The organism is Methylobacterium sp. D48H (assembly GCF_053345715.1).
In genome coordinates this window covers 55,875-74,475 of sequence record NZ_JBKFAP010000010.1, presented here as the reverse complement: position 1 = coordinate 74,475, position 18,601 = coordinate 55,875, and the positions used below count along the sequence as shown (strand labels likewise).

Annotated in this window: 19 protein-coding genes and 1 tRNA gene; 8 read left to right on the top strand and 12 right to left on the bottom strand. The window is 65.1% G+C overall.

The window, feature by feature from the left end; genetic code table 11:
* Positions 1-77 precede the first annotated feature (77 nt).
* Both mtnA and ACLBX8_RS17815 read left to right on the top strand, forming a co-directional pair.
* Positions 78-1,181 (top strand): S-methyl-5-thioribose-1-phosphate isomerase, encoded by a 1,104-nt coding sequence (gene mtnA, locus ACLBX8_RS17820; RefSeq protein ID WP_447700698.1) that lies wholly within the window; start codon positions 78-80, stop codon positions 1,179-1,181.
* A 245-nt stretch (positions 1,182-1,426) separates the two neighbouring features.
* Positions 1,427-2,122 carry a class I SAM-dependent methyltransferase gene (locus ACLBX8_RS17815; protein WP_091682754.1) on the top strand — a complete coding sequence of 232 codons (696 nt, stop codon included), beginning with the start codon at positions 1,427-1,429 and terminating at the stop codon, positions 2,120-2,122.
* Positions 2,123-2,129: 7 nt separating this feature from the next.
* Here ACLBX8_RS17815 and ACLBX8_RS17810 read toward each other — a convergent pair whose 3' ends face one another.
* The 3 genes from ACLBX8_RS17810 to pth form a co-directional block, all read right to left on the bottom strand.
* Positions 2,130-3,119, bottom strand: a complete 990-nt coding sequence (locus tag ACLBX8_RS17810) for a MaoC/PaaZ C-terminal domain-containing protein (protein WP_447699777.1) — start codon at positions 3,117-3,119, stop codon at positions 2,130-2,132.
* 147 nt (positions 3,120-3,266) lie between these two features.
* The gene (ychF, locus tag ACLBX8_RS17805) at positions 3,267-4,364 is read right to left on the bottom strand and encodes a redox-regulated ATPase YchF (RefSeq protein ID WP_447699778.1); all 1,098 of its coding nucleotides are present in this window, start codon (positions 4,362-4,364) and stop codon (positions 3,267-3,269) included.
* 230 nt (positions 4,365-4,594) lie between these two features.
* A complete protein-coding gene (gene pth / locus ACLBX8_RS17800) occupies positions 4,595-5,203 on the bottom strand; it encodes an aminoacyl-tRNA hydrolase (RefSeq protein ID WP_447682468.1) in 609 nt (202 codons plus the stop codon).
* Between the two features lie 295 nt (positions 5,204-5,498).
* Here pth and ACLBX8_RS17795 point away from each other — a divergent pair, with 295 nt between their 5' ends.
* Entirely contained in the window at positions 5,499-5,729 is a 231-nt protein-coding gene (locus ACLBX8_RS17795) for a hypothetical protein (RefSeq protein ID WP_020094261.1), read from the top strand.
* A 14-nt stretch (positions 5,730-5,743) separates the two neighbouring features.
* Here ACLBX8_RS17795 and ACLBX8_RS17790 read toward each other — a convergent pair whose 3' ends face one another.
* Complete coding sequence (locus tag ACLBX8_RS17790; RefSeq protein ID WP_447699779.1) at positions 5,744-7,969, bottom strand: FUSC family protein; 2,226 nt, start codon at positions 7,967-7,969, stop codon at positions 5,744-5,746.
* Between the two features lie 199 nt (positions 7,970-8,168).
* On the opposite strand from ACLBX8_RS17790, the gene ACLBX8_RS17785 reads away from it, so the two are divergent.
* Positions 8,169-8,245, top strand: a tRNA-Arg gene (locus tag ACLBX8_RS17785).
* A gap of 491 nt (positions 8,246-8,736) precedes the next feature.
* On the opposite strand, the gene ACLBX8_RS17780 is transcribed toward ACLBX8_RS17785, so the two are convergent.
* The gene (locus ACLBX8_RS17780; protein ID WP_447699826.1) at positions 8,737-8,901 is read right to left on the bottom strand and encodes a hypothetical protein; all 165 of its coding nucleotides are present in this window, start codon (positions 8,899-8,901) and stop codon (positions 8,737-8,739) included.
* Positions 8,902-9,347: 446 nt separating this feature from the next.
* Between ACLBX8_RS17780 and ACLBX8_RS17775 the strand changes: the two genes are divergently transcribed.
* Together ACLBX8_RS17775 and ACLBX8_RS17770 are read left to right on the top strand one after the other, a co-directional pair.
* Entirely contained in the window at positions 9,348-9,947 is a 600-nt protein-coding gene (locus ACLBX8_RS17775; protein ID WP_447699827.1) for a hypothetical protein, read from the top strand.
* A gap of 558 nt (positions 9,948-10,505) precedes the next feature.
* Positions 10,506-10,817 carry a lysozyme inhibitor LprI family protein gene (locus ACLBX8_RS17770; RefSeq protein ID WP_447699828.1) on the top strand — a complete coding sequence of 104 codons (312 nt, stop codon included), beginning with the start codon at positions 10,506-10,508 and terminating at the stop codon, positions 10,815-10,817.
* 98 nt (positions 10,818-10,915) lie between these two features.
* On the opposite strand, the gene ACLBX8_RS17765 is transcribed toward ACLBX8_RS17770, so the two are convergent.
* Genes ACLBX8_RS17765 through ACLBX8_RS17755 form a run of 3 tightly spaced genes read right to left on the bottom strand, consistent with a single transcriptional unit; the run spans position 10,916 to position 12,913 of the window.
* Positions 10,916-12,229 carry a transglycosylase SLT domain-containing protein gene (locus ACLBX8_RS17765; protein WP_447699829.1) on the bottom strand — a complete coding sequence of 438 codons (1,314 nt, stop codon included), beginning with the start codon at positions 12,227-12,229 and terminating at the stop codon, positions 10,916-10,918.
* Between the two features lie 20 nt (positions 12,230-12,249).
* The gene (locus ACLBX8_RS17760) at positions 12,250-12,516 is read right to left on the bottom strand and encodes a hypothetical protein (protein ID WP_447699830.1); all 267 of its coding nucleotides are present in this window, start codon (positions 12,514-12,516) and stop codon (positions 12,250-12,252) included.
* Between the two features lie 58 nt (positions 12,517-12,574).
* Entirely contained in the window at positions 12,575-12,913 is a 339-nt protein-coding gene (locus tag ACLBX8_RS17755; protein ID WP_447699831.1) for a hypothetical protein, read from the bottom strand.
* Between the two features lie 201 nt (positions 12,914-13,114).
* Between ACLBX8_RS17755 and ACLBX8_RS17750 the strand changes: the two genes are divergently transcribed.
* A complete protein-coding gene (locus ACLBX8_RS17750; RefSeq protein ID WP_447699832.1) occupies positions 13,115-13,936 on the top strand; it encodes a hypothetical protein in 822 nt (273 codons plus the stop codon).
* A gap of 24 nt (positions 13,937-13,960) precedes the next feature.
* On the opposite strand, the gene ACLBX8_RS17745 is transcribed toward ACLBX8_RS17750, so the two are convergent.
* The 4 genes from ACLBX8_RS17745 to ACLBX8_RS17730 form a co-directional block, all read right to left on the bottom strand.
* The gene (locus ACLBX8_RS17745; RefSeq protein WP_447699833.1) at positions 13,961-14,515 is read right to left on the bottom strand and encodes a recombinase family protein; all 555 of its coding nucleotides are present in this window, start codon (positions 14,513-14,515) and stop codon (positions 13,961-13,963) included.
* 282 nt (positions 14,516-14,797) lie between these two features.
* On the bottom strand, positions 14,798-15,211 hold the full coding sequence (locus tag ACLBX8_RS17740; RefSeq protein WP_447699834.1) for a hypothetical protein: 414 nt from the start codon (positions 15,209-15,211) through the stop codon (positions 14,798-14,800).
* 54 nt (positions 15,212-15,265) lie between these two features.
* Positions 15,266-15,823 carry a hypothetical protein gene (locus ACLBX8_RS17735; protein WP_447699835.1) on the bottom strand — a complete coding sequence of 186 codons (558 nt, stop codon included), beginning with the start codon at positions 15,821-15,823 and terminating at the stop codon, positions 15,266-15,268.
* Positions 15,824-16,046: 223 nt separating this feature from the next.
* On the bottom strand, positions 16,047-16,607 hold the full coding sequence (locus ACLBX8_RS17730) for a hypothetical protein (RefSeq protein ID WP_447699836.1): 561 nt from the start codon (positions 16,605-16,607) through the stop codon (positions 16,047-16,049).
* Between the two features lie 1,425 nt (positions 16,608-18,032).
* On the opposite strand from ACLBX8_RS17730, the gene ACLBX8_RS17725 reads away from it, so the two are divergent.
* Positions 18,033-18,503, top strand: a complete 471-nt coding sequence (locus ACLBX8_RS17725; protein WP_447699837.1) for a hypothetical protein — start codon at positions 18,033-18,035, stop codon at positions 18,501-18,503.
* Positions 18,504-18,601 lie beyond the last annotated feature (98 nt).

Below are 18,601 nucleotides of genomic sequence, written 5' to 3'. Positions count from 1 at the left end.
CCGGCCGCGCATCCCCAGGCTGCCGCCGTCCGCGCCCACGGGTGCAAAATCCGCCCCGCTGTGGCACAGGAGCGGCCATGAACATCGACGGCCAGCCCTACCGCACGATCTTCCCGGACCCGGACGGCCTCAGCGTCCAGGTGATCGACCAGACCCGCCTGCCCTTCGCGTTCGAGCTGAAGCGCCTCGCCACGCTGGAGGACGCCGCGGTGGCGATCCGCACGATGATCGTGCGGGGCGCGCCGCTGATCGGCGTCACGGCCGCCTACGGGCTGGCGCTCGCCATGCGCGCCGACGCGTCCCACGACGGGATCGACCGGGCGGTGGCGACCCTCGCGGCGACGCGGCCGACCGCGATCAACCTGCGCTGGGCACTGGACCGGGTCTCCACCAACCTGCGCCAGGTCGCGCCGGACGAGCGCTTCGCCCGCGCCTTCGCGGAGGCCGGCCGCATCGCCGAGGAGGACGTGGCGAGCTGCCGCTCGATCGGCGCCCACGGCGGCCAGATCATCGCCGACCTCCACGCGGCAAGGGGCGGCGACCGGCCGGTCACGGTCCTGACCCACTGCAATGCCGGCTGGCTGGCGACGGTGGACTGGGGCACGGCGCTCGCGCCGATCTACGCCGCCCACGAGCGGGGCGTGCCGGTCCACGTCCTGGTCGACGAGACCCGGCCGCGCAGCCAGGGCGCCGCGCTCACAGCCTTCGAGCTGAACGGCCACGGCGTGCCGCACACGGTCATCGCCGACAATGCCGGCGGCCACCTCATGCAGCACGGCGGCGTCGATCTCTGCATCGTCGGCTCGGACCGGACCACGGCGAGCGGCGACGTCTGCAACAAGATCGGCACCTACCTGAAGGCGCTGGCAGCCCACGACAACGGCGTGCCGTTCTACGCCGCCCTGCCGTTCTCGACCATCGACTGGACCCTCGACGACGGGGTGAAGGAGATCCCGATCGAGGAGCGCGACGGGCGCGAGGTCACCCACATGACCGGCCGGCTGCCCGACGGCGGCTTCGCCACGATCGAGGTCGTCTCCCCCGGCAGCCCGGTGGCCAACCCCGCCTTCGACGTGACGCCGTCGCGCCTCGTGACCGGGATCATCACCGAGCGCGGCATCTGCGAGGCCAGCGCCGAGGGCCTGTACGGGCTCTACCCGGAGCGCCGCCGGGCGGCGTGAGGGCGGCGTGAGGGCGGATTCTCCCGCGGCCGCGGCCGCCCGGCGCAGTATCCGGGTCTTCCCGAACGCGGTGTGACCGAAAAGGCAGCCTCGGGGGCAATTCGCGCCCCGTATCCGCGCAGCCGCTTTCGCGGCTCGACGGTGTTCGGCAGAACGGATGCCGGAGCGTCGTGGGGAAGAACAAATCTCGACGGCGGATGGACTGATCATCCCAGTCCGATCTCGACACCTTCGAGGTGGCCGCGATGGCGAAATTTCATTTCGTCGAGGATTACGAGGCGTACGTCCGCCAACTGATGCGCGACTTGCCCCTGGACGAGGCGATGAGCGTGGCGGTGGGCGGCGACTACGACCGCATCGGCGCGATCGAGTGCGAGATCCTCCAGCATTTCGGGCTCCGGGACGGCCAGTCGGTGGTCGATTTCGGGTGCGGCTCCGGGCGCCTGGCGGTGCATCTCGCCCGCACCGCGAGCGTCGCGTATCTGGGCCTCGACGTCGTCCAGGACCTGCTGGACTACGCGAAGCGCCGCTGTCCCAGGGACTACCGCTTCGCCCGGAACACGGCGCTGTCGCTGCCGGTCGCCGACGGCAGCGTCGACCTCGTCTCGGCCTTCAGCGTGTTCACGCATCTCCTGCACACGGAGTGCTACATCTACCTGGAGGAGATGCACCGCGCCCTCAGGCCCGGGGGCCGCGTCGTGGCCTCGTTCCTCGAGTTCAGCATGGCCTCGCACTGGGGCGTCTTCACCAAGACGGTCGGCGAGCAGCGCACCAGCACGGTGCCGCACCTCAACACGTTCATCGAGCGCAGCGTCTGGCAGACCTGGGCCGACCATATCGGCTTCGACAGCGTGACGTTCCTCGACGGCACGGCGGCGCCGTGGCCGTCGGGCGTGTATCTGGGTCAGTCCCTCGCGGTGCTCGGCAAGGCGCCGGCCTGAGGCCCGCTCACGGCTCCCACTGGTGGAAGACCGCGCTGTCGAAAGCGAAGACCGCCTCGCCGCGCTGGTTCACCCCGGTGTTGCGCGCGAAGGCCAAGCCCCAGCCCGGCCGCGACGCCGAGGCACGCTTGTCGGTGAGCTTGGCGCTGAACCGGACCGTGTCGCCCGCGTAGACCGGCTTCAGCCAGCGCAGGTTCTTGAACCCGGGGGAGGGGCCCGCCTCCGGGACCGGCCCGCGGGTGGCCGTGTAGGCGGCGTCCCGGGCGCGGGTCGTGAGCATCCGGTTCATGTAGGCGGCGGTCGTGTGCCAGCCGGAGGCGCAGAGGCCGCCGAAATGGCTGCGCTCGGCCGCGTCGTGGTCGAGGTGGAAGGCCTGCGGGTCGTAGGCCCGCGCGAAGGCCACGATCGCCTCGGCGCTGAACGGGTAGGCGCCCAGCTCCCGCACGGCGCCGATCTCGGCGTCCCGCAGGAACGGCAGGATCTCGGCATCCTCCGGCTCGGTGACCGGCCCCGGCACGCCGATCTCCACGGGCCGCGGGGGCAGGGGATCGGTGCCGCGGCGGGCCAGCATGAAGGTGAAGCGCTGGGTCAGCACCGTCTCGGCCCGCTGGTTGGCGAGGGCGACCTCGGCGGTCAGGAAGCCGAGGCCCGGCTTCGAGGCCGAGTCGCGCAGGCCCGCGACCCGGAAGGTCAGCGTCAGCGCGTCCCCCGGCAGGACCGGCGCGAGCCACCGCAGCTCGTCGATGCCGGGCGCGCCCAGCGACGAGCCGCCCCGGAACGGCCCCTGCTGGAGCAGGCGCATGCCCAGGGCCGCCGTGTGCCAGCCCGAGCCGATCAGCCGGCCCGCGAAGGTCGTCTCCGCCGCCGCCTCGTCGAGGTGAAAGGGCTGGAAGTCGAAATCCTTCGCGAAGCCCACGATGGCGTCGCGGGTCACCGTCAGCGGCTCCCCGACGATCACGTCGCCGACGGAGAAGTCTTCCAGGGCGGGATCGGGCATGGTGGGCTCGTCACGTTGATCGGTGGGGTGGGCGATCGGGATCGCCGTCTTCGCGAGCGGAGCGAAGCAATCCAGGCGGCGCCGCGCTCACCGGGGTCGCGCCGCCCTAGGTCGCGTCGCTGCGCTCGCGATGACGGGTGCCGGACCTCAGTTGGCGAAGCGGAAGTGCAGTACGTCGCCGTCCTGCACCACGTAATCCTTGCCCTCCAGCCGGAGCTTGCCGGCATCCCGGGCCCCGGACTCGCCGTTGAGCGCCGTGTAGTCCTTGAACGCGATGGTCTCGGCCCGGATGAAGCCCTTCTCGAAATCCGAGTGGATCACCCCGGCCGCCCCGGGGGCGCGGGTGCCCTTGGTGATCGTCCAGGCGCGGGCCTCCTTGGGGCCGACCGTGAAGTAGGTGACGAGGCCGAGCAGGTCGTAGCCGGCGCGGATCACCCGGTTCAGGCCCGGCTCGGCGAGGCCCACCGCCTCCAGGAACTCGGCCTGGTCGGCCTCCGGCATCACGGCGATCTCGCTCTCGATCTTGGCCGAGACCACCACCGCCACGGCACCCTCCGCCTTGGCGCGGGCGAAGACCGCGTCCGAGTAGGCGTTGCCCTTGTCGGCGTCGCCCTCGTCGACGTTGCAGACGTAGAGGACGGGCTTGGCCGTCATCAGGCCGAGCGACTGGAACAGCTTCTCCTCGTCGGGCTTGCGCTCCACGAGGCGGGCGGGCCTGCCGTCGCGCAGGAGCGGCAGGGCGCGGTTGACGAGGTCGAGGGTCTCCTTGGCCTCCTTGTCGGCGCCCTTGGCCTTCTTCTCCAGCGACTGGGCGCGGCGCTCCAGGCTGTCGAGGTCGGCGAGCATCAGCTCGGTCTCGATGGTCTCGATGTCGGCGGCCGGATCGACCTTGCCCTCCACGTGGGTGACGTCGCCGTCCGTGAAGCAGCGGACCACGTGGGCGATGGCGTCGACCTCGCGGATATTGGCCAGGAACTGGTTGCCCAGGCCCTCGCCCTTGGAGGCGCCGCGCACGAGGCCGGCGATGTCCACGAAGGTCAGCCGCGTCGGGATGATCTCCTTCGAGGAGGCGATCCGGGCGAGGTCATTCAGCCGCGGATCCGGCACCGCCACCTCGCCGACATTCGGCTCGATGGTGCAGAACGGGTAGTTCGCCGCCTGGGCGGCCGCCGTCTGCGTCAGCGCGTTGAAGAGGGTCGACTTGCCGACGTTCGGCAGGCCGACGATGCCGCATTTGAAGCCCATGGGTCAGTTCCGTCGCAGCGCGTCGTCGAGCGACGCGCGGAATGGGTTGATGAGAATCGGGCCCGCGAACACGACGCCGCGCGCCCCGTCCTCGGTCGAGCGCGCGCGACACCGACGCGCCGGGCCGCGGCCGCCGGGAGGCAATCGAACCGCCGACAGCCGGGCGCGACGCGCACCGCCTTCATCGGACCCTCTCGCCCGCCCCGATATCCCGTCCCCGTGTGGGCGTGTCAATTTCTGGCGCCCAGCGTCTTCACGTCGTCCCAGCCGCGGCCGGCCATGGCGAGGTGGACCTTGTTCTGGAAGCTCGCGTCCTCGCCGGCGGCGAGCAGGGCGGCGTGGTCGGCCACCGCCCGGCAGAGATCCTCGACCCAGGGCAGCTCGGCCTTGCCGAAATCGTTGAGCACGTAGGCATGGACCAGCGCCTTGTCGCCGGGATGGCCGATGCCGAGCCGCACCCGGCGGTAATCGTTGCCGCACTGCGCGGTGATCGAGCGCAGGCCGTTATGGCCGGCATTGCCGCCGCCGAGCTTCACCCGGAGCTTGGCCGGGGCGAGGTCGAGCTCGTCGTGCAGCACGATCACGTCGCCGAGCGGGATCTTGTAGAAGCGCTGCGCCTCCGAGACCGCGCGGCCGGACTCGTTCATGAAGGTCGAGGGCTTCAGCAGGATCGCCCGCTCGGTGCCCAGCACAACCTCGGCGGCCTCGCCCTGGAACCGGTGGCGGAACGGGCTCGCCCGGTGCTGTCGGGCGATCGCGTCGACGGCGAGGAAGCCGATATTGTGCCGGTTGCCCGCGTAGCGCGCGCCCGGGTTTCCGAGGCCGACGATCAGCCGCATGGTCTGCATCCCTCTCAGGCCGCGGTCTGTGCCACGCTTCGGCGCGGGACGCATCCCCGGCCGTGCCTGGGCCCGTCGCGCGCCTTCCGGCCCGCGCCGCGTCTCCCCGTGCGCCAGCGCACGGCGGCGGTCGAACCCGGGGCAGAGTATCTCCGTTGAGAGGTCACATTCGGCCAAGCAAAGCCGGAGCGATCAAGACCGCCGCCCAGCGCATCGCGACGACGATCTTCCTCACTCGACACGGTTGACCGGATGACTTCCCGCTGAAGTCATACGAAGACACTCGGAGATCATCATGACCGTTCGCATGCTCGCCGCCGCCGCCCTGGTCGCCGCGGTCGCCACGCCCGCCCTCGCGCAGGGCCTGGACTCGAAGCACTCGCCCTACCCGGCCTCGGCCTATTCGGGCTGGGTCGGCAACGCCCCCGTCCTGTACCGGGACGCCGCCGGCCCGGCCCGGCCGGCCGCCTACCGCTACAGCGGCCCGCATGCCGGCGGCCCGGCCAACGCCCTGCCGCGGTTCTGACGGGGGGCCGTCCGTCAGGACGGCAGGACGGGCTGACCGGCCCGCGCCGTGGTCCCTTGGCCCGAAGCCGGGGCCCCGCCATCGACCCCCGACGCGGCCCGGATCTCCCCGGGCCGCAGGGTTCCGACCAGAAGATCGACCTGGCTGACGAGGCGCACGAGCGACTGTCCGCGATCCAGCGCCGGCCGCTCGGGCACGGGCCTGTCCGCGCCCAGGGCCGCCAGGGTCGCGGTGATCCAGGCCCGCCAGGTCTCCGCCTCGGGGGCGGCCGCCTCCGGGGCGTGCCGCAGGACGATCAGCCGGGCGCTGATCCGGCGCAGGGTCGCGTCGGCCACCAGGGCGGATTCCACCTCCGGGTGGCTGCCGGCCCGGGGCTGCTGCAGGGCGCGGGACAGCGCCGCCTCCAGATCGTTGAGGGCGAGGCCGGCCTCGCGGCTTTGCGCCGCGATCGCGGCCTCGCGGCCCTCGCCGGGCGGCGCGCGGAGCACCGCCTCGGCGAGCCCGGCCTGGGCCTTCAGCGCCCGGCGCAGCTCCTGCCGGACCTGATCGGGCTCCCAGATCGGCCAGAGCACCAGGCAGCTCGCCACCGCGATCACGCCGCCCAGCACCGTGAAGCCGCCCCGCATGGCGACGATCTCCCAGGAGCTGTGGCCGGGCTCCAGCAACTCGACGAGCAGCACCACGAGGGGCGTCAGGCAGGTGACGAAGAACCCGTACGAGATCTGGCGCGCCGCGAAGCCGACGATGCTGAGCACGAGGATGAGCCCGGCCTCCGCCAGCGGGCTCGTGGCGTAGTAGGCTAGCCCGGCCCCCACGAGGCCGCCCAGCACCGTGCCGCCGATCCGCTCCAGGGCCCGCTGCCACGTCGCCGCGTAGAAGGGCTGCATGGTGAGCACCACGGTCATCACCAGCCAGTGCGTGAAGGCGCCCGCGTAGGTCAGGGTGGCGGCGAGCGCCGGCGCCGCGACCGCGCTCGCCCGCAGGGCGTGCCGCAGGTTGGGCGAGGCCAGGGTGAAGTTCTGCGCCAGCGGCCCGACGTAGCGGGTCCAGCGGTCGAGGCTGCCGCCCTCTGTGATCGTGCCGCCGGGCCGGTAGCCCTCCGGCGTCGACAGCTTGGCGCCGAGCCGCACGCGCCCGGCGATCCGGTCGGCGAGGCGGGCCAGGGTCGGGTCCTCCGACAGGCCCTCGGCCACCCGGGCGATGGAGTGCTCCAGGCGGGCGAGGTCGAGGTTGACGTCGTCGCGGATCGCCCGGGCGATGGTCACCAGCAGGGGGCGCAGGCGCCGCAGGAAGACCTTGGCGAGCGCCCGGCGGCGCGCGTCGGGCCGGCTGTCGATCAACTCGCCCACGGCGATCAGCGCGGCGAAGATCTGCTCGGCGCTCTCCAGGCGCAGCAGGGCCTGGGCGGTGCGGTCCGAGACCCGCTCGCGGGAGCGGGCGAGGTCGAGGATCATGGTCCGCGCGGTCTCGATGCTCGCCCGCACGCCGCGGCGGTGGCCCCGCGCGTGGCCGTCGAAGGCGGCCGTGTCGGGCTCCGGCAGGGCGACGAGCCGCTCGAGGTCGCCGCAGAGCCGGGCGAGGTTGTGCCAGACCTCCGCCACCGCCCGGTGGGCCGGTCGGTACGGGTGCAGCCGCCAGATGACCAGGGCCAGGAAGGTCGCCCAGAGACCGCCGGCGGCGAACATCGCCGCGGTGACGGCCGCCTGCGCGACGTCGAGCGGCCGGTCGAGGGCGATGCACAGGACCACCACGAGCACGTTGCCGGCCGACTGGGCCTGCACGCTCCAGACGCGCGCGTACGAGCAGGCGAAGATCAGCGCGCAGGCGACCGGGACGACCACCGGCAGGCCGAGGGGCTGGATCAGGCCGAGGCCGGCCCAGAGCAGGCCGCCGAGGAACGAGAAGGCGGTGAGGACGCGCAGGCGCGCCCGCATCGGGCCGCCGTTGTCGCAGAAGCAGGCGAGGTTGGCGGCGAGCGCCATGGTCAGCAGCGGCGACCACTGGATCCAGATGTTGAGGAGGATGACGACGCCGAACGCGAAGGCGGCGCGCACGCCCTCCACGAGCCGCACGTTCCGGAGGTCGAGGCCCGTGGGCAGGCGCCGCAGATCGCCGCCCGGCCGGCTCAGGCTGCCCCGGCCGGCGGCGAGGCGGCGGCGCCGGACACGTCCGGGGGGCGAGGCTGTGGGACTCGGCGCGGTCAAGCTCGGTCTCCCGACGGGGGCGCGGCGCCCCGGCATGAACCGCGCTCCGGCCTGACCGGATCCGCGGCGGCGCGCAACCCCGGCCCGCTCCCGGCGCCGGATCGCGAAGGCGCGTCCGGCGCATCGCCGCGGGGCAGTCTCTCCATCCTCGGCCCGATCCGGGACGCCGCGCCGGTCCTCGCCCCGCGCGCTTGACCCTCGGGCGAGCCCGTGGCTTCTGGGGCCGCCTGGCCCCGACTCCGTAGCTCAGCTGGATAGAGCAGCCGCCTTCTAAGCGGCAGGTCGTAGGTTCGAGCCCTACCGGGGTCGCCAGGATTTTACCCGTCATATCAATAACTTGGCGGGTTTTTCTTTGCCGCGGCGCCTCGTTCTAGGCTTGCAACACGCCGTAACACGAATCATGAAATTACAATGGGTTACGACGCGATCCAATGTGCTCGCGGGTGCTCGACGCAACACGAACGCAACACGAGAAGGCTGCATTCCTCTTCGCTGCGCAGGCACAATTATCCGGCCCGCAGGCCTGATCGATCAGAGGCCTGGTACATCATCAATGTCGGGGGCCGACTCTTTGTTGAGCGGGGCAGGATCGTCCTCGGGAGCCGGCGGCAGCCTCGGCGGCGGCATGTCACCGGTGTTGGGCGACATGGGCCGGCCGTGGGGCAGCTCTGATTCCGGCGGGTCGCACTCAGGTCCTTTGGCGGGGTCAGCCATCTTGTGCGCTCCTGTCGCTGCAAGAGGCGAACAGGTAGCCAAGATGGGTGTTCCACCTAACGAAGTGATGCCAGCCGCGCCGCCGCCGGTCAGCTGGCTTTCGACCAGAGCAGGAAGCCGGTAGCAGCCAACAGGAGCCACGCGGATACGCGCGCGATCCCGGCCGCGGGCGCCTGTTCTTCCTGACGTTCATGGGCAGCCTCAGCCAGGATCGCGGAGCACAGCGCGGTCTCAAGGCTCAGAACGGCAGCCAACCACTGTCACATGGTTGATCCCCACGAAAGAGGCCGGAGCCCGTAGGCCCCGGCCGAGTCTCGGAAGAAACGCCCTGTGTGTAGGAGCCATTCCCAGTTTGGAGGCACGGTTTCTTATTTGCGTCCGTGTACGTTCTAGTAGGAGGCGCTCGAGGGTTTCGTAATCGGGTGCCAAACTGCGGACCAGCTCGATTTCCTCTCTCGGCCAATGTTCTCCGGGCATTCGCGCCTCCATCGAGGTGCCCCCATGCCTGCAGGGCTCGCCGGCTCTCAGTCGGCCCGATCGATGCCAACGCCAGTTTTTTGCAGGCATTCAAAGGCTGAACCAGCAAGCAAGTGATTCGACATCCGTTCTCACGCCGTTGTCGGATGCAGCAGCGTGGTGGCTACCTCTGCTTGAGCTAAGCTGCGCTAAGAACCCGAATCACAGCCCAGCATCGCGCAGCATGAACAAGAAGCTGAAGCCGGTTTTCTCACAAGCGGAGAGTGAGGGATTTGCGATGGCTGCAAATCCCCACCAATGGCTTTTGAGCGCGAGCAATCTCCACGATCAAGCTACGGCGCTCCACGCCCAGAGAGGCCGGGGTTATTTACAGTTCACACAGCAAGAAACGGTTCGGCACACCTGGGATGAGGTTGATCGCGCAACTTTCTTGCTTTGTGCATTCGCACTCGAAAATATGATTAAATCTTTTTTGATCTATGAGCATCCAAACTGGGTCTCCGACGGATATCTTGCAAATGATATATGCTCACATAGACTTGTTCAACTTGGCGACAAATCTACCTTGATGCCGTATCGAAGACGAGATCGGTGGGTGCTCGCCGCATTTGAGGAAGGTAATGAGAGTTGGATGCGGTATCCATGCGGTTGTAGGGCAGGCGATATTAGACCCGCCGCAGATATGCACAATAAATTATGGACCGCTTATCAACGTGTAATGCGCGGCTGTGGCGCCAAGATGATAAGTTTGCTGAGCAAAGGCTGGGTTGGGCCTTACGGCTCGCCGGGGCGATGGAAATTCCAAGGAGACTGGTTCGCTTGACGTGCCTCTGATCGTCGATCTGAAAATCTGGACCGCCTTAGCCGCCCAGATTTTCAGATCAGTGCTGCACTATGTGTTCAAGCATTGATTGTAACTCGCCCATCTGTGGCTATTGTCAAGTTTATATTTGCAAGGCGATCGACGGGTTTTGTTTTTACGAAATTGTCATCGGCCTCATAAAACTTGTACCATCCTGGTTGTTGAGAGGTGTTGTGCTCTGCCACGTAATTGCCTATCGATAACTTCCCAAGGACTGCGCCGACTGAATTGCGCACCTCAATTGGCTGATCAACTTTCAGATTAATGGACGACGGCTGTATCATTGAGATCTTACCCTGAGTGGGTGGGCGGCGGGTGTGGTTATAGTGCTTCTCGCCTCTAGGCGCATCCAACCTCGCTCGGGGCGAGGGCGGCGCGGGCTTCAGGGCCCGCGGTAGTCGATAGGACGCCCAGGCCGTCGAGATAGGCCGGGGCGACCCAAGCGACACTCTCTCGTCTCCGCTCGACGCATTCAGCGACGTAATTTGGCCGTGGCTGGTAGTCCTGACGTACGTCGAGTTGTCCAACTGCCTTTTCGATCAGACCAAGGCGCTCCGCATCCGTGTGAGGGCGGAGTTGAAGAAGCGTGTGGCCGATGCCGAGGCCACTGCTGCTGAAGGGCCCATGGGAGGGATGTCGGGAGCCGAACGCGCCAATGAAGGGAAACGGGCCGTGCTGAAGGGGCAGGCTGCCTGGGAGAACTACACGAAGGTCGTGTGTGATGAGGCCGCCGCGGAGGTTGGCCGGACCGGCGGTAACGGTGGGGACCTCTCTCTAGCCAACTGCCAGATTCGCCACCTCGTGAACCGCTACAACGAACTGCGCCGCTGAGGTCGGCCGTTCACCTAACGGGAAAAGTGTCTCTCCCTAACCTTCTGTAACGCCGCGAGCCGTTGGCGACGATCCCGTTGATGTTGCGCTCGATGTGGTCATGGACCTGAGACATGCCGGCGGCGGCGCCACGCTGGATCGCAGCCTGCACCTCGGCATTCCCTGCGCGCCTCGCGCGTCGATCGAGACGGCGACCTGCCCGGGCGCGGCCTGTGCCGATGCCGGCGCGGTGGGCACTGGAGGCACAGGCGCCGAGACCTGTGGCATGGCCACGAAGGCATCGTCCGCGTAGCCCCGCACCCCGCTGATCCAGTCGAAGAAGCCCCGCCCGTACTGGCGGACCACGTTGGCCGGCATGACGTACTCACCGCGTGGACGATGCCCGCCGGCTGGTACTTCCCGCCGTCGCCCGTGTAGCCGCCATCGGCGAACCCGAAGAGCGAGCCGAGGCCGCCGCCTCCGCTCTTGAAGAGCGAGCCGACGAGCGAGTCGACGAGCCCGCTGAGCAGCTTGTCGCTGATCCGGCTGAGCGCGTTGCCGAAAGCCTTGGCCGCGTTCTCCCCGTGCGAGAGCGCCGTGGCGAAGCCGCTAGCCGCGTCCGTCAGCGTGCTCCGGGCGTCGCTCAGATACTGGTTCGACCGGGACTGGTCGATCACCGCCTGTGCGCCGGGCGAGGTCGTGTCGCCGACGGTCGAGCGCGCCCGGCTGTAGGCGGCCTGATCGTAGCGGTCGCGCCCGAGTTGCTCGCGCTCGAAGCCCGTATCGCTGGCGAACTGGACCAACTTGAGCTTCTGGGCGGCAGTCGCCGAGCTGGTCGCGAAGGAATCAATGCTGGCGCGCAGGGCGTCGGTCAGCGGCACACCCCGCGCGAGCTGATCAGACAGCATCCGGTTGGCCGTGGTCTGCGCCTCTAGCGCAAGCCCATTCCGGCCATAGAGCTCGGTGTTGAGCCGCAGGTTGTCGTTGGCGGTCTGGAGCGCCCGAGCGTTGGCATCCGCCTCCCGCACCTGCCCCAAGGTCGAGGCGTCACCCATCTGGCCAGCCCGCCGGAGCACGTCGGCGGCGTAGGCTTGGTTCGCCCCGGGGGCGCGGCTGCCGTAGTAGCTCTGCAGGGCCTTCGCGAGGTCACCGCCGGCTTGGTCGAGCTTCATGGAGAGCACGCCGCCGATACCCGCCGCACCCTGCTCCGGATCCGTCCGATCGAAACCGGGCGGGAGATATCCGCCACGGACTGCAGCCTGCGCAGTGCCAATGGTGATCTGGCCGAGGCCATAGGCAGAGGTGCTGGGCAGGCCCCGGCTATTGCGCACCCGGGTCGGACCGATGTTGGGGTTTCCACTCGACTCCTTCTCGGCCACGGCGGCGATGATGGCCGCTGGGATCCTGCCGTATTGCTCCGCCGCAGCCGTCACCTGCTGCTGGACGCTCGCGCTCAGCCGGGAGAAAGCGCCGCCCGTGGTGTTCTCGCTGAGTCGGCGGCCATGGCCGCGAGGCGCATCAGGGCGGTGCGGTCGCGTAGGGTGCGCAGGAAGCTGGTCTTGACCCGCATCACCAGCAGTGGCGGCACGCCCGCGGCAGCGTAGTGGTCTGCCGGCGCCTCCATCCCGCTCATGGCGGGGGCCAGCAGGCTGTCGATGAAGGCTTCCGTGCGCTCGCTGTCCGGGCAGTCCAGGATCGCGCGCCCGACCGCCTCCGCCACATCTCGTCCAAAGACGGCGTCGGCCTTCCGCGCATCAGCTCGTGTGCGGGGTAGGAGCTCAGCCGACATGGGCGCGCGCCACTGTGTCGGCGACCATGCGCCGGCGGGCCGCCGCGCTTGGGGGCTTCGGAAGGGTGACGAGGGCGGCGTAGGCCTCACGGATGCGGGTCTCGTACTCCCGCAATTCGATCGCCAGTTCGGCGAGACGGGCTCGGCGGTCTGGGGGCAACGCATGCCAATGGCGATCCACACTGGCGCGACCAACACCGAACCGGTCCGCGATCACCTGGAGGCTGTCGCCGGCAGCGCGGGCAAGCTCGATCTTGGCGCATGCAGGATGCGCGGCGATGCTCGGCTTGCGCCCCGGTCTTGAGCGGGTGTGGGTCTCGGCCGACATGCGCGGGCCTCCGGTGATCCGGTGAGGTGCCCGCAGCCGGCCCTGTCTCAGGCTGCCCTATGGCATGTCGCGGCGCCGGCTCAGACCAGCGGCGACCTCAGAACATATCGTGAAGCTCTAGCCCGGATCAGGCGGAGGCCTTCGAGGTAGTTGGCCAGTTTGGGTTTTGACACGCTGACGCGACACGTCCAGGTTCCCGTCATGTGGAACCCCGACCAACTCGCGCTGCTGAGAGAAGCTGGTATTGCGGGCAATTCCATTAGTGCCGGACTAGCAGCTATCCGCAAGGCGAACTACGCCACGCCAGGCCTGTACGGACATGCCTTTTTCAGTTTCAGCGTCGGCTTAGAGCGGATGCTGAAGCTTATATACATAATGGCGTATCTGATCGAGAATAAACAATTTCCCACCGACAATCATCTGAGGGACCTGAGGCATAATATCAAGACGCTGTTCGAGCACGCGCAGCAAATTCAAATTAAATATGAAGCGCCAGCCGGAGAAAGTGACGTTGTTGCCGGCAGCGTTGAAATGTTAATCGTTGAATTTATGAGCAGATTTGCGCAAGGAACACGATACTACAACCTTGACCTGCTTGTAAAAAGCAAAAAAGCCGCCGCGAGTATCGACCCCATTAAAGATTGGTTCAATACCGTTGGAGTCCCTATACTAGATCTGCACCCGACTCCCAAAAGAGAGCAAAAAATCCGCTTTAATGCTGAAATCGTACATAGAGCAACATCTGAGTTTCGTATAGTTCGTCATACTGCTGAGGACGGAACACCGCTTAATGATGTCTTTTCCGCTTCGTATCATACTGGCATTACAGAAATAACTCGTAAATATGGAAACTTATACGGAGCTCGTCTTTGTCGATATTTGTATTATACGCTTTGGCACATGCGGCATGAATGCCATAACCATGATCAAGATGTGCCTTATTTAGATGAGCTATTTTTCCCGTTTATGAACGACGATGCTTATCTTTTATCTAGGCGAACATTCCCTCCATTATCTCAATAGTTTTGGCTGGAATTACAAACCGATCTACTGCTTATTTGGGCGGAGCACTCGGTGTACCGATCCTTTGCCGATCCCGATGTGCGCGGCGATGGCGCCCATGCTCAGGCCCTGGCTGGCGAACGCCTCGATCTCAGCCGCTCTCGCCTGCACGGTCGGTTTCCGGCCCTTGTACCGACCCTCGCCCTTGGCCTTCGCGATACCCTCGCGCTGGCGCTCCAGCATCATCTCCCGCTCGAACTGTGCGACGCCGGCCGTGACGTTGAGCATCAGCTTGCCGGTGGGAGTCGACGTGTCGACGCCGAGGTTGACGATGCGCAGGCCAACCCGCTTCGCCTCGAGGACCTCGATGATCCTGCCGAGATGGGTGACGGACCGGGCGAGCCGATCCAGCTTGGTCACCACGAGGGTGTCACCCTCACGAACGAAGTCGAGCACGGCGTTGAGCTGCGCCCGGGGTGCCACCGATGACACCTGCTCCCGATACAGCTTCTCGCAGCCGAGGGTGGTCAGGTCTCGGACCTGAGCCTCCAGGCCAGCTTCCTGTTCCAGAGTGCTGACGCGGACATATCCACCGATCACGGGGCGATCCGTTCCAATAGGCTTCTAGGCGTAGTTCCCGCCCGCGTTCCAAAACGCAATTGAACTTAATTGGAACCACGAAGCCGAATTGGCGGGACGTTCCATAAGGGCTTGCCCTATTGGACCGTCCTCGCCGTTGCATCTGTTGCATGAGCTACGAGTAACTAAGCCGAAGGCGTGCGCACCGGCTGCTATAGTCGGAAGCTGAATGTCTGCTTCCAGAAAAGACCTTCATCTTAATCTTTCGCCGGCGCTTGGCCTTCAAGCGCCGGCAACAATCAATTATGCGTTTCCGCTATCGAAGCCCAATACAGCAGCAGCGCATGGTATATTGTGATCATTCAAGCTTTTGGTTGATTCCAATATCAACTTCGCGCAATCACCGATATTGTTGTTCCTATTTTGATTCGGATTGCTGCAAACCAATATGGCAAATATTGGTTGACCCAGTGGGAACGGGTCATCCGATCCTCCCATCGCACGTATTGAAAGTGGAAATGGATTATCTGAACCCCCGATAAGCATTACGCGAGTTTCTGCTGGGAATGCTCCGCTTTCGTTCTCAGCCATCGGGAATACACAATCCTTACAGAAGATTTTTTGCAGCTGAGTAAAAACCTGTTCTTCAGTTTTATTGCAGACTTCAGCTGCAATTTTTGACAGAAAATCTGTCAGTGTATCTGTGGCAACGTTCAACTTTTCCTCCTATAAGTTTATTTTGTATTCTGTCAGCTCCGGCAGAATATTAAATTATCCGAACCAAATACGTTGAATAGTATGGCTATCATTAACCTCAGTGTTCACCCGCTCTGGTCTGTAATCCAAAGTAATCATATCTCCTTGTTTGTAGTACCTGCTTAGACGTCCGCTCAACTCAGCTATGGTAGTGGGTTGAGTTCCCGCGGATGTGGCAGTGGAAATGATGTTAAGGAACGCATTTCCCATTTTATCATGATCGTCGGTGTGTAATAGTCTATTGTATGCAAACGGATCTTCGCCACTGGCGAAAGCCATCGATTGATTGGGATTGCTCCAAATCCATGGCTTGAAACCCATTGGACCCACAAAGCCGTGGAACAGCATGTAAGTGCCCATCTCATTCAATTCATAGGCATTCACACGACCTGTCATTGCACCACAAACCGCTGGGATCATCACAGGCAGAGTGCGTTCTTCCTGAGACAAAATATTTTCTGCGCCGGCGATTTTTCCGAGCTGCCCCTTCAATTCCTCCAGACTAATGCCTCTTATCTCTGGATGACACTGAAGTGTGCCATTCTCTCTGTATACCCACATCGTTTTGGTCATGTTGGTCCCCTGAGTTCAATTAGTGGGTTGTATTTTTTGTGTCTGAGCAAGTCTGGCGCGAGTCATTACCTTATCAGTTTTTCCTCAATTGTGTTTTGACTCTCTGAAAATTGGTGCCCGCGCGGTCGCGCAGACGGTGTGGCCCGCGCTCCGAGTTTCCGACAAGCGAACGGTATCTGAGGACAGCGTCGGTGAGGGCGGCTGCCCCTTCCCGGTATTGGATCTAAAAGTTCTCCACCTCGACCGTGTGATATCCGTCCGCATCGACGATCGTGACGGTCTGAAGGGTGCTGCCAATGTGGAAGGTGATTTCGGCGGGAAAATCTTGCTTTTCCACGTTCCCGAGACGAGGCTCGTAGAAGAAAAGCCCGAACATTGGCGGATAGATGAGGAAGGCGAGTTGCTCCAACCGCACCCCTGTGTTCGCGTTTGGAAGCTGACCGGAGGCCGTAATGGTCACGGTTGGACCGATCTGGTTCGCCCTGTACGTGGCCCTGCCGAGCCTCTTGGTCGAGGCCGCAGCTTCCCCCTCGCCCTGCTTCAGCTGAGCCTGGAAGTTCCAAGGCGACCTATCCCCTTCCAAAACGAAGCCGAGCGGGAATGGCGTATCTTGGCCTCCAAGATCTATAACTTCCAATTGAGCCTGTTCAGACTTGTTGAAGGGGAATGGGCAATCTCTGCAAAGAACTTTGATAAGTGTGTCATATATCTCATCCGGGCTCTTGTTAGAGATTTTGTTGGCCAGGGATCTCAGAAGCGGTATTACGGGATCCGGGTATCTCATTGCGAACTCCCAGAGTGCCGACACAGTGAGTCGGTTGGATACCTTAACGCAGTTTTCAGGGCTGGGCGCTTGTCCGAATTCGGATCTGTCTGGACAGATCGTGACAAGAGCGCCCAATTATATTGATTTCAGCTCCATCCTAATCGGGCATCTTGGCGTAGAAGCTCTTGGCGCCCGCGCTGCGGGGCTGGCGGAGGCGGCGTAGACCCCGGCGAGAAGACAGGCCTGCCGCGCGAATTGGCGGCAGTTCGCCACCTGGTGCGCCGCTCACAGGCCCGCGGCGCTCCCAGCGGCGCCGGCGCCGATCGATCCCACCTCACCGCGCACGCTGATACGCACGCGATGCCGAGCCTTTCCCGGCGGCTCGCCGGCATCAGCTTTACTCATCAAAAGGGCTGGGCACTACCTCGACACCCGCCACCCAGTGATCCGGGACGTGATGGCTGGCCTCACGCGATCCAAGGGGGTCGTACCGCGCCAAGTCGAGGCACCGACCGTTCCTCTCGGAAAGCGCGTGGTGGCGACGTGCCGGGATGGGTTGGGCGATGTCCGGGACCGGGCGCTCATCCTAATCGGGCTCGCCGGCGGGTTCCGGCCCTCTAAGAGCTTTCTGATCGAGGGATGCTGTCAGCCGTCAGCCGGCTGGCGAGGCGTTGAACCTCGCGAAGGGCATCGATCACTTCGCCGAGCCGAGCGGCTGGGATCCTGATGCCCTTCTGCGTTTCCCTCATAGGGCCACGGCCCGTAGTGCTGGCTATCCGGAGATCCGCCCCGAGCTGCCCGGCTTTCTCGCGCAGGATCACACGGACGGCCTCCCGTGCGGACTTCGGGATTTCCGCAACGATACGGTCCGGCTTATCAGGCATCGCTCACCCCCAAGACTGTGAGGCTCAACACACGGGCGAGAGTCTGGAGCTGATCGAGTTCGCGACGATGGCGGCGCTGGTACGTGGTGGATACCGGCTCTGCGGGGCGAGGCTGAGGGCCGATCTCCTCCAGCACGGCGAGGTGCCGGCGGGCGAGGCCTGCCAGGAATGGCGCATGGTCACCGGAAGGCATGCGGCGGACCGCGCGGACCTGAAGGTACGTCATGCGGTCACCGACCGCAGCAGACGAGCGATGGCTGCCGCGAGGTCGCCGAATTGTGACCGACCGGCATTCCGGTGGTGTCCCGTGCGATGATGCCAGTCCCGATCGGAATCAGGGACCCAAGGCAGACGCCGTCTCGGTAGATGTCGAACATAGGAGCCCACCTTTACGCTACTCGGCGGCCTCAAAAATAATTACACACCGTATCGCATAATCCGAATAAAAATTCAACTCAACGGAACGGCGCACCCTGATTAACCTGAAGTCGAAAAGCACCGGACTGGTTTACCGGTCGCTCAGCCAGATGCCCGACGCTGACCAAGCGGAGGCAAGGCCATGCTGCTGATCGGGATCCTGGGGTTTTTCCTGATGGTGGGAGGCGTAGCCAATGCCATCCGAGAGCATGGAGATGGCCGGGAGAACCACGTTACCGGCTATGCGGCTTTGGCTGTGTTCGGGCTGGGTATGGTGCTCGCGCCGATCTTCCTGAAGGGTAGGCCAACAGTGGCTGTTGCCGCAGAGCCTGCTCAAGTCATTCCTGCTGCAGCGGGCTTAGCGCCCTTCAACACCCTCGCGATGGGCGAGTCCCGGATCTACGATATGGAATTCGGACAATGCCTCGGGTTCTTGGCTGAGGCGGGCGGCGTGTCGGGACAGGCACCCGTGAACCTAGTCGAGACCAGCATTATGCGCGTGGTGCGCCTTCCAGCTTCGGATGGATCAATCCTGCTGGCGTGCAGCCGCCCTGATCGGAGGCTCGTAGTCACCCTGAGCCATTCACGTTGCGGGCAAGAGGTGAATTGCTGACACCGCGATACGCTGTCTGCCTGTGCCTCGTGCTGCCAGTCCGCGCTGAGTTTTGGCATTCTGGCTCAGCGCTGCTTGACCCGACGGGCGAAACGCTC

Excerpts from the sequence above, each read along its gene's own strand:
- ACLBX8_RS17725 (WP_447699837.1), top strand. The coding sequence starts at position 18,033 with ATGCTGCTGATCGGGATCCTGGGGTTTTTCCTGATGGTGGGAGGCGTA.
- ACLBX8_RS17815 (WP_091682754.1), top strand. The coding sequence starts at position 1,427 with ATGGCGAAATTTCATTTCGTCGAGGATTACGAGGCGTACGTCCGCCAA.
- ACLBX8_RS17775 (WP_447699827.1), top strand. The coding sequence starts at position 9,348 with ATGAACAAGAAGCTGAAGCCGGTTTTCTCACAAGCGGAGAGTGAGGGA.
- ACLBX8_RS17735 (WP_447699835.1), bottom strand. The coding sequence starts at position 15,823 with ATGACCAAAACGATGTGGGTATACAGAGAGAATGGCACACTTCAGTGT.
- ACLBX8_RS17790 (WP_447699779.1), bottom strand. The coding sequence starts at position 7,969 with ATGCCGGGGCGCCGCGCCCCCGTCGGGAGACCGAGCTTGACCGCGCCG.
- ACLBX8_RS17750 (WP_447699832.1), top strand. The coding sequence starts at position 13,115 with ATGTGGAACCCCGACCAACTCGCGCTGCTGAGAGAAGCTGGTATTGCG.
- mtnA (WP_447700698.1), top strand. The coding sequence starts at position 78 with ATGAACATCGACGGCCAGCCCTACCGCACGATCTTCCCGGACCCGGAC.
- ACLBX8_RS17730 (WP_447699836.1), bottom strand. The coding sequence starts at position 16,607 with ATGAGATACCCGGATCCCGTAATACCGCTTCTGAGATCCCTGGCCAAC.
- ACLBX8_RS17810 (WP_447699777.1), bottom strand. The coding sequence starts at position 3,119 with ATGCCCGATCCCGCCCTGGAAGACTTCTCCGTCGGCGACGTGATCGTC.
- ACLBX8_RS17795 (WP_020094261.1), top strand. The coding sequence starts at position 5,499 with ATGACCGTTCGCATGCTCGCCGCCGCCGCCCTGGTCGCCGCGGTCGCC.
- ychF (WP_447699778.1), bottom strand. The coding sequence starts at position 4,364 with ATGGGCTTCAAATGCGGCATCGTCGGCCTGCCGAACGTCGGCAAGTCG.
- pth (WP_447682468.1), bottom strand. The coding sequence starts at position 5,203 with ATGCGGCTGATCGTCGGCCTCGGAAACCCGGGCGCGCGCTACGCGGGC.
- ACLBX8_RS17755 (WP_447699831.1), bottom strand. The coding sequence starts at position 12,913 with ATGTCGGCCGAGACCCACACCCGCTCAAGACCGGGGCGCAAGCCGAGC.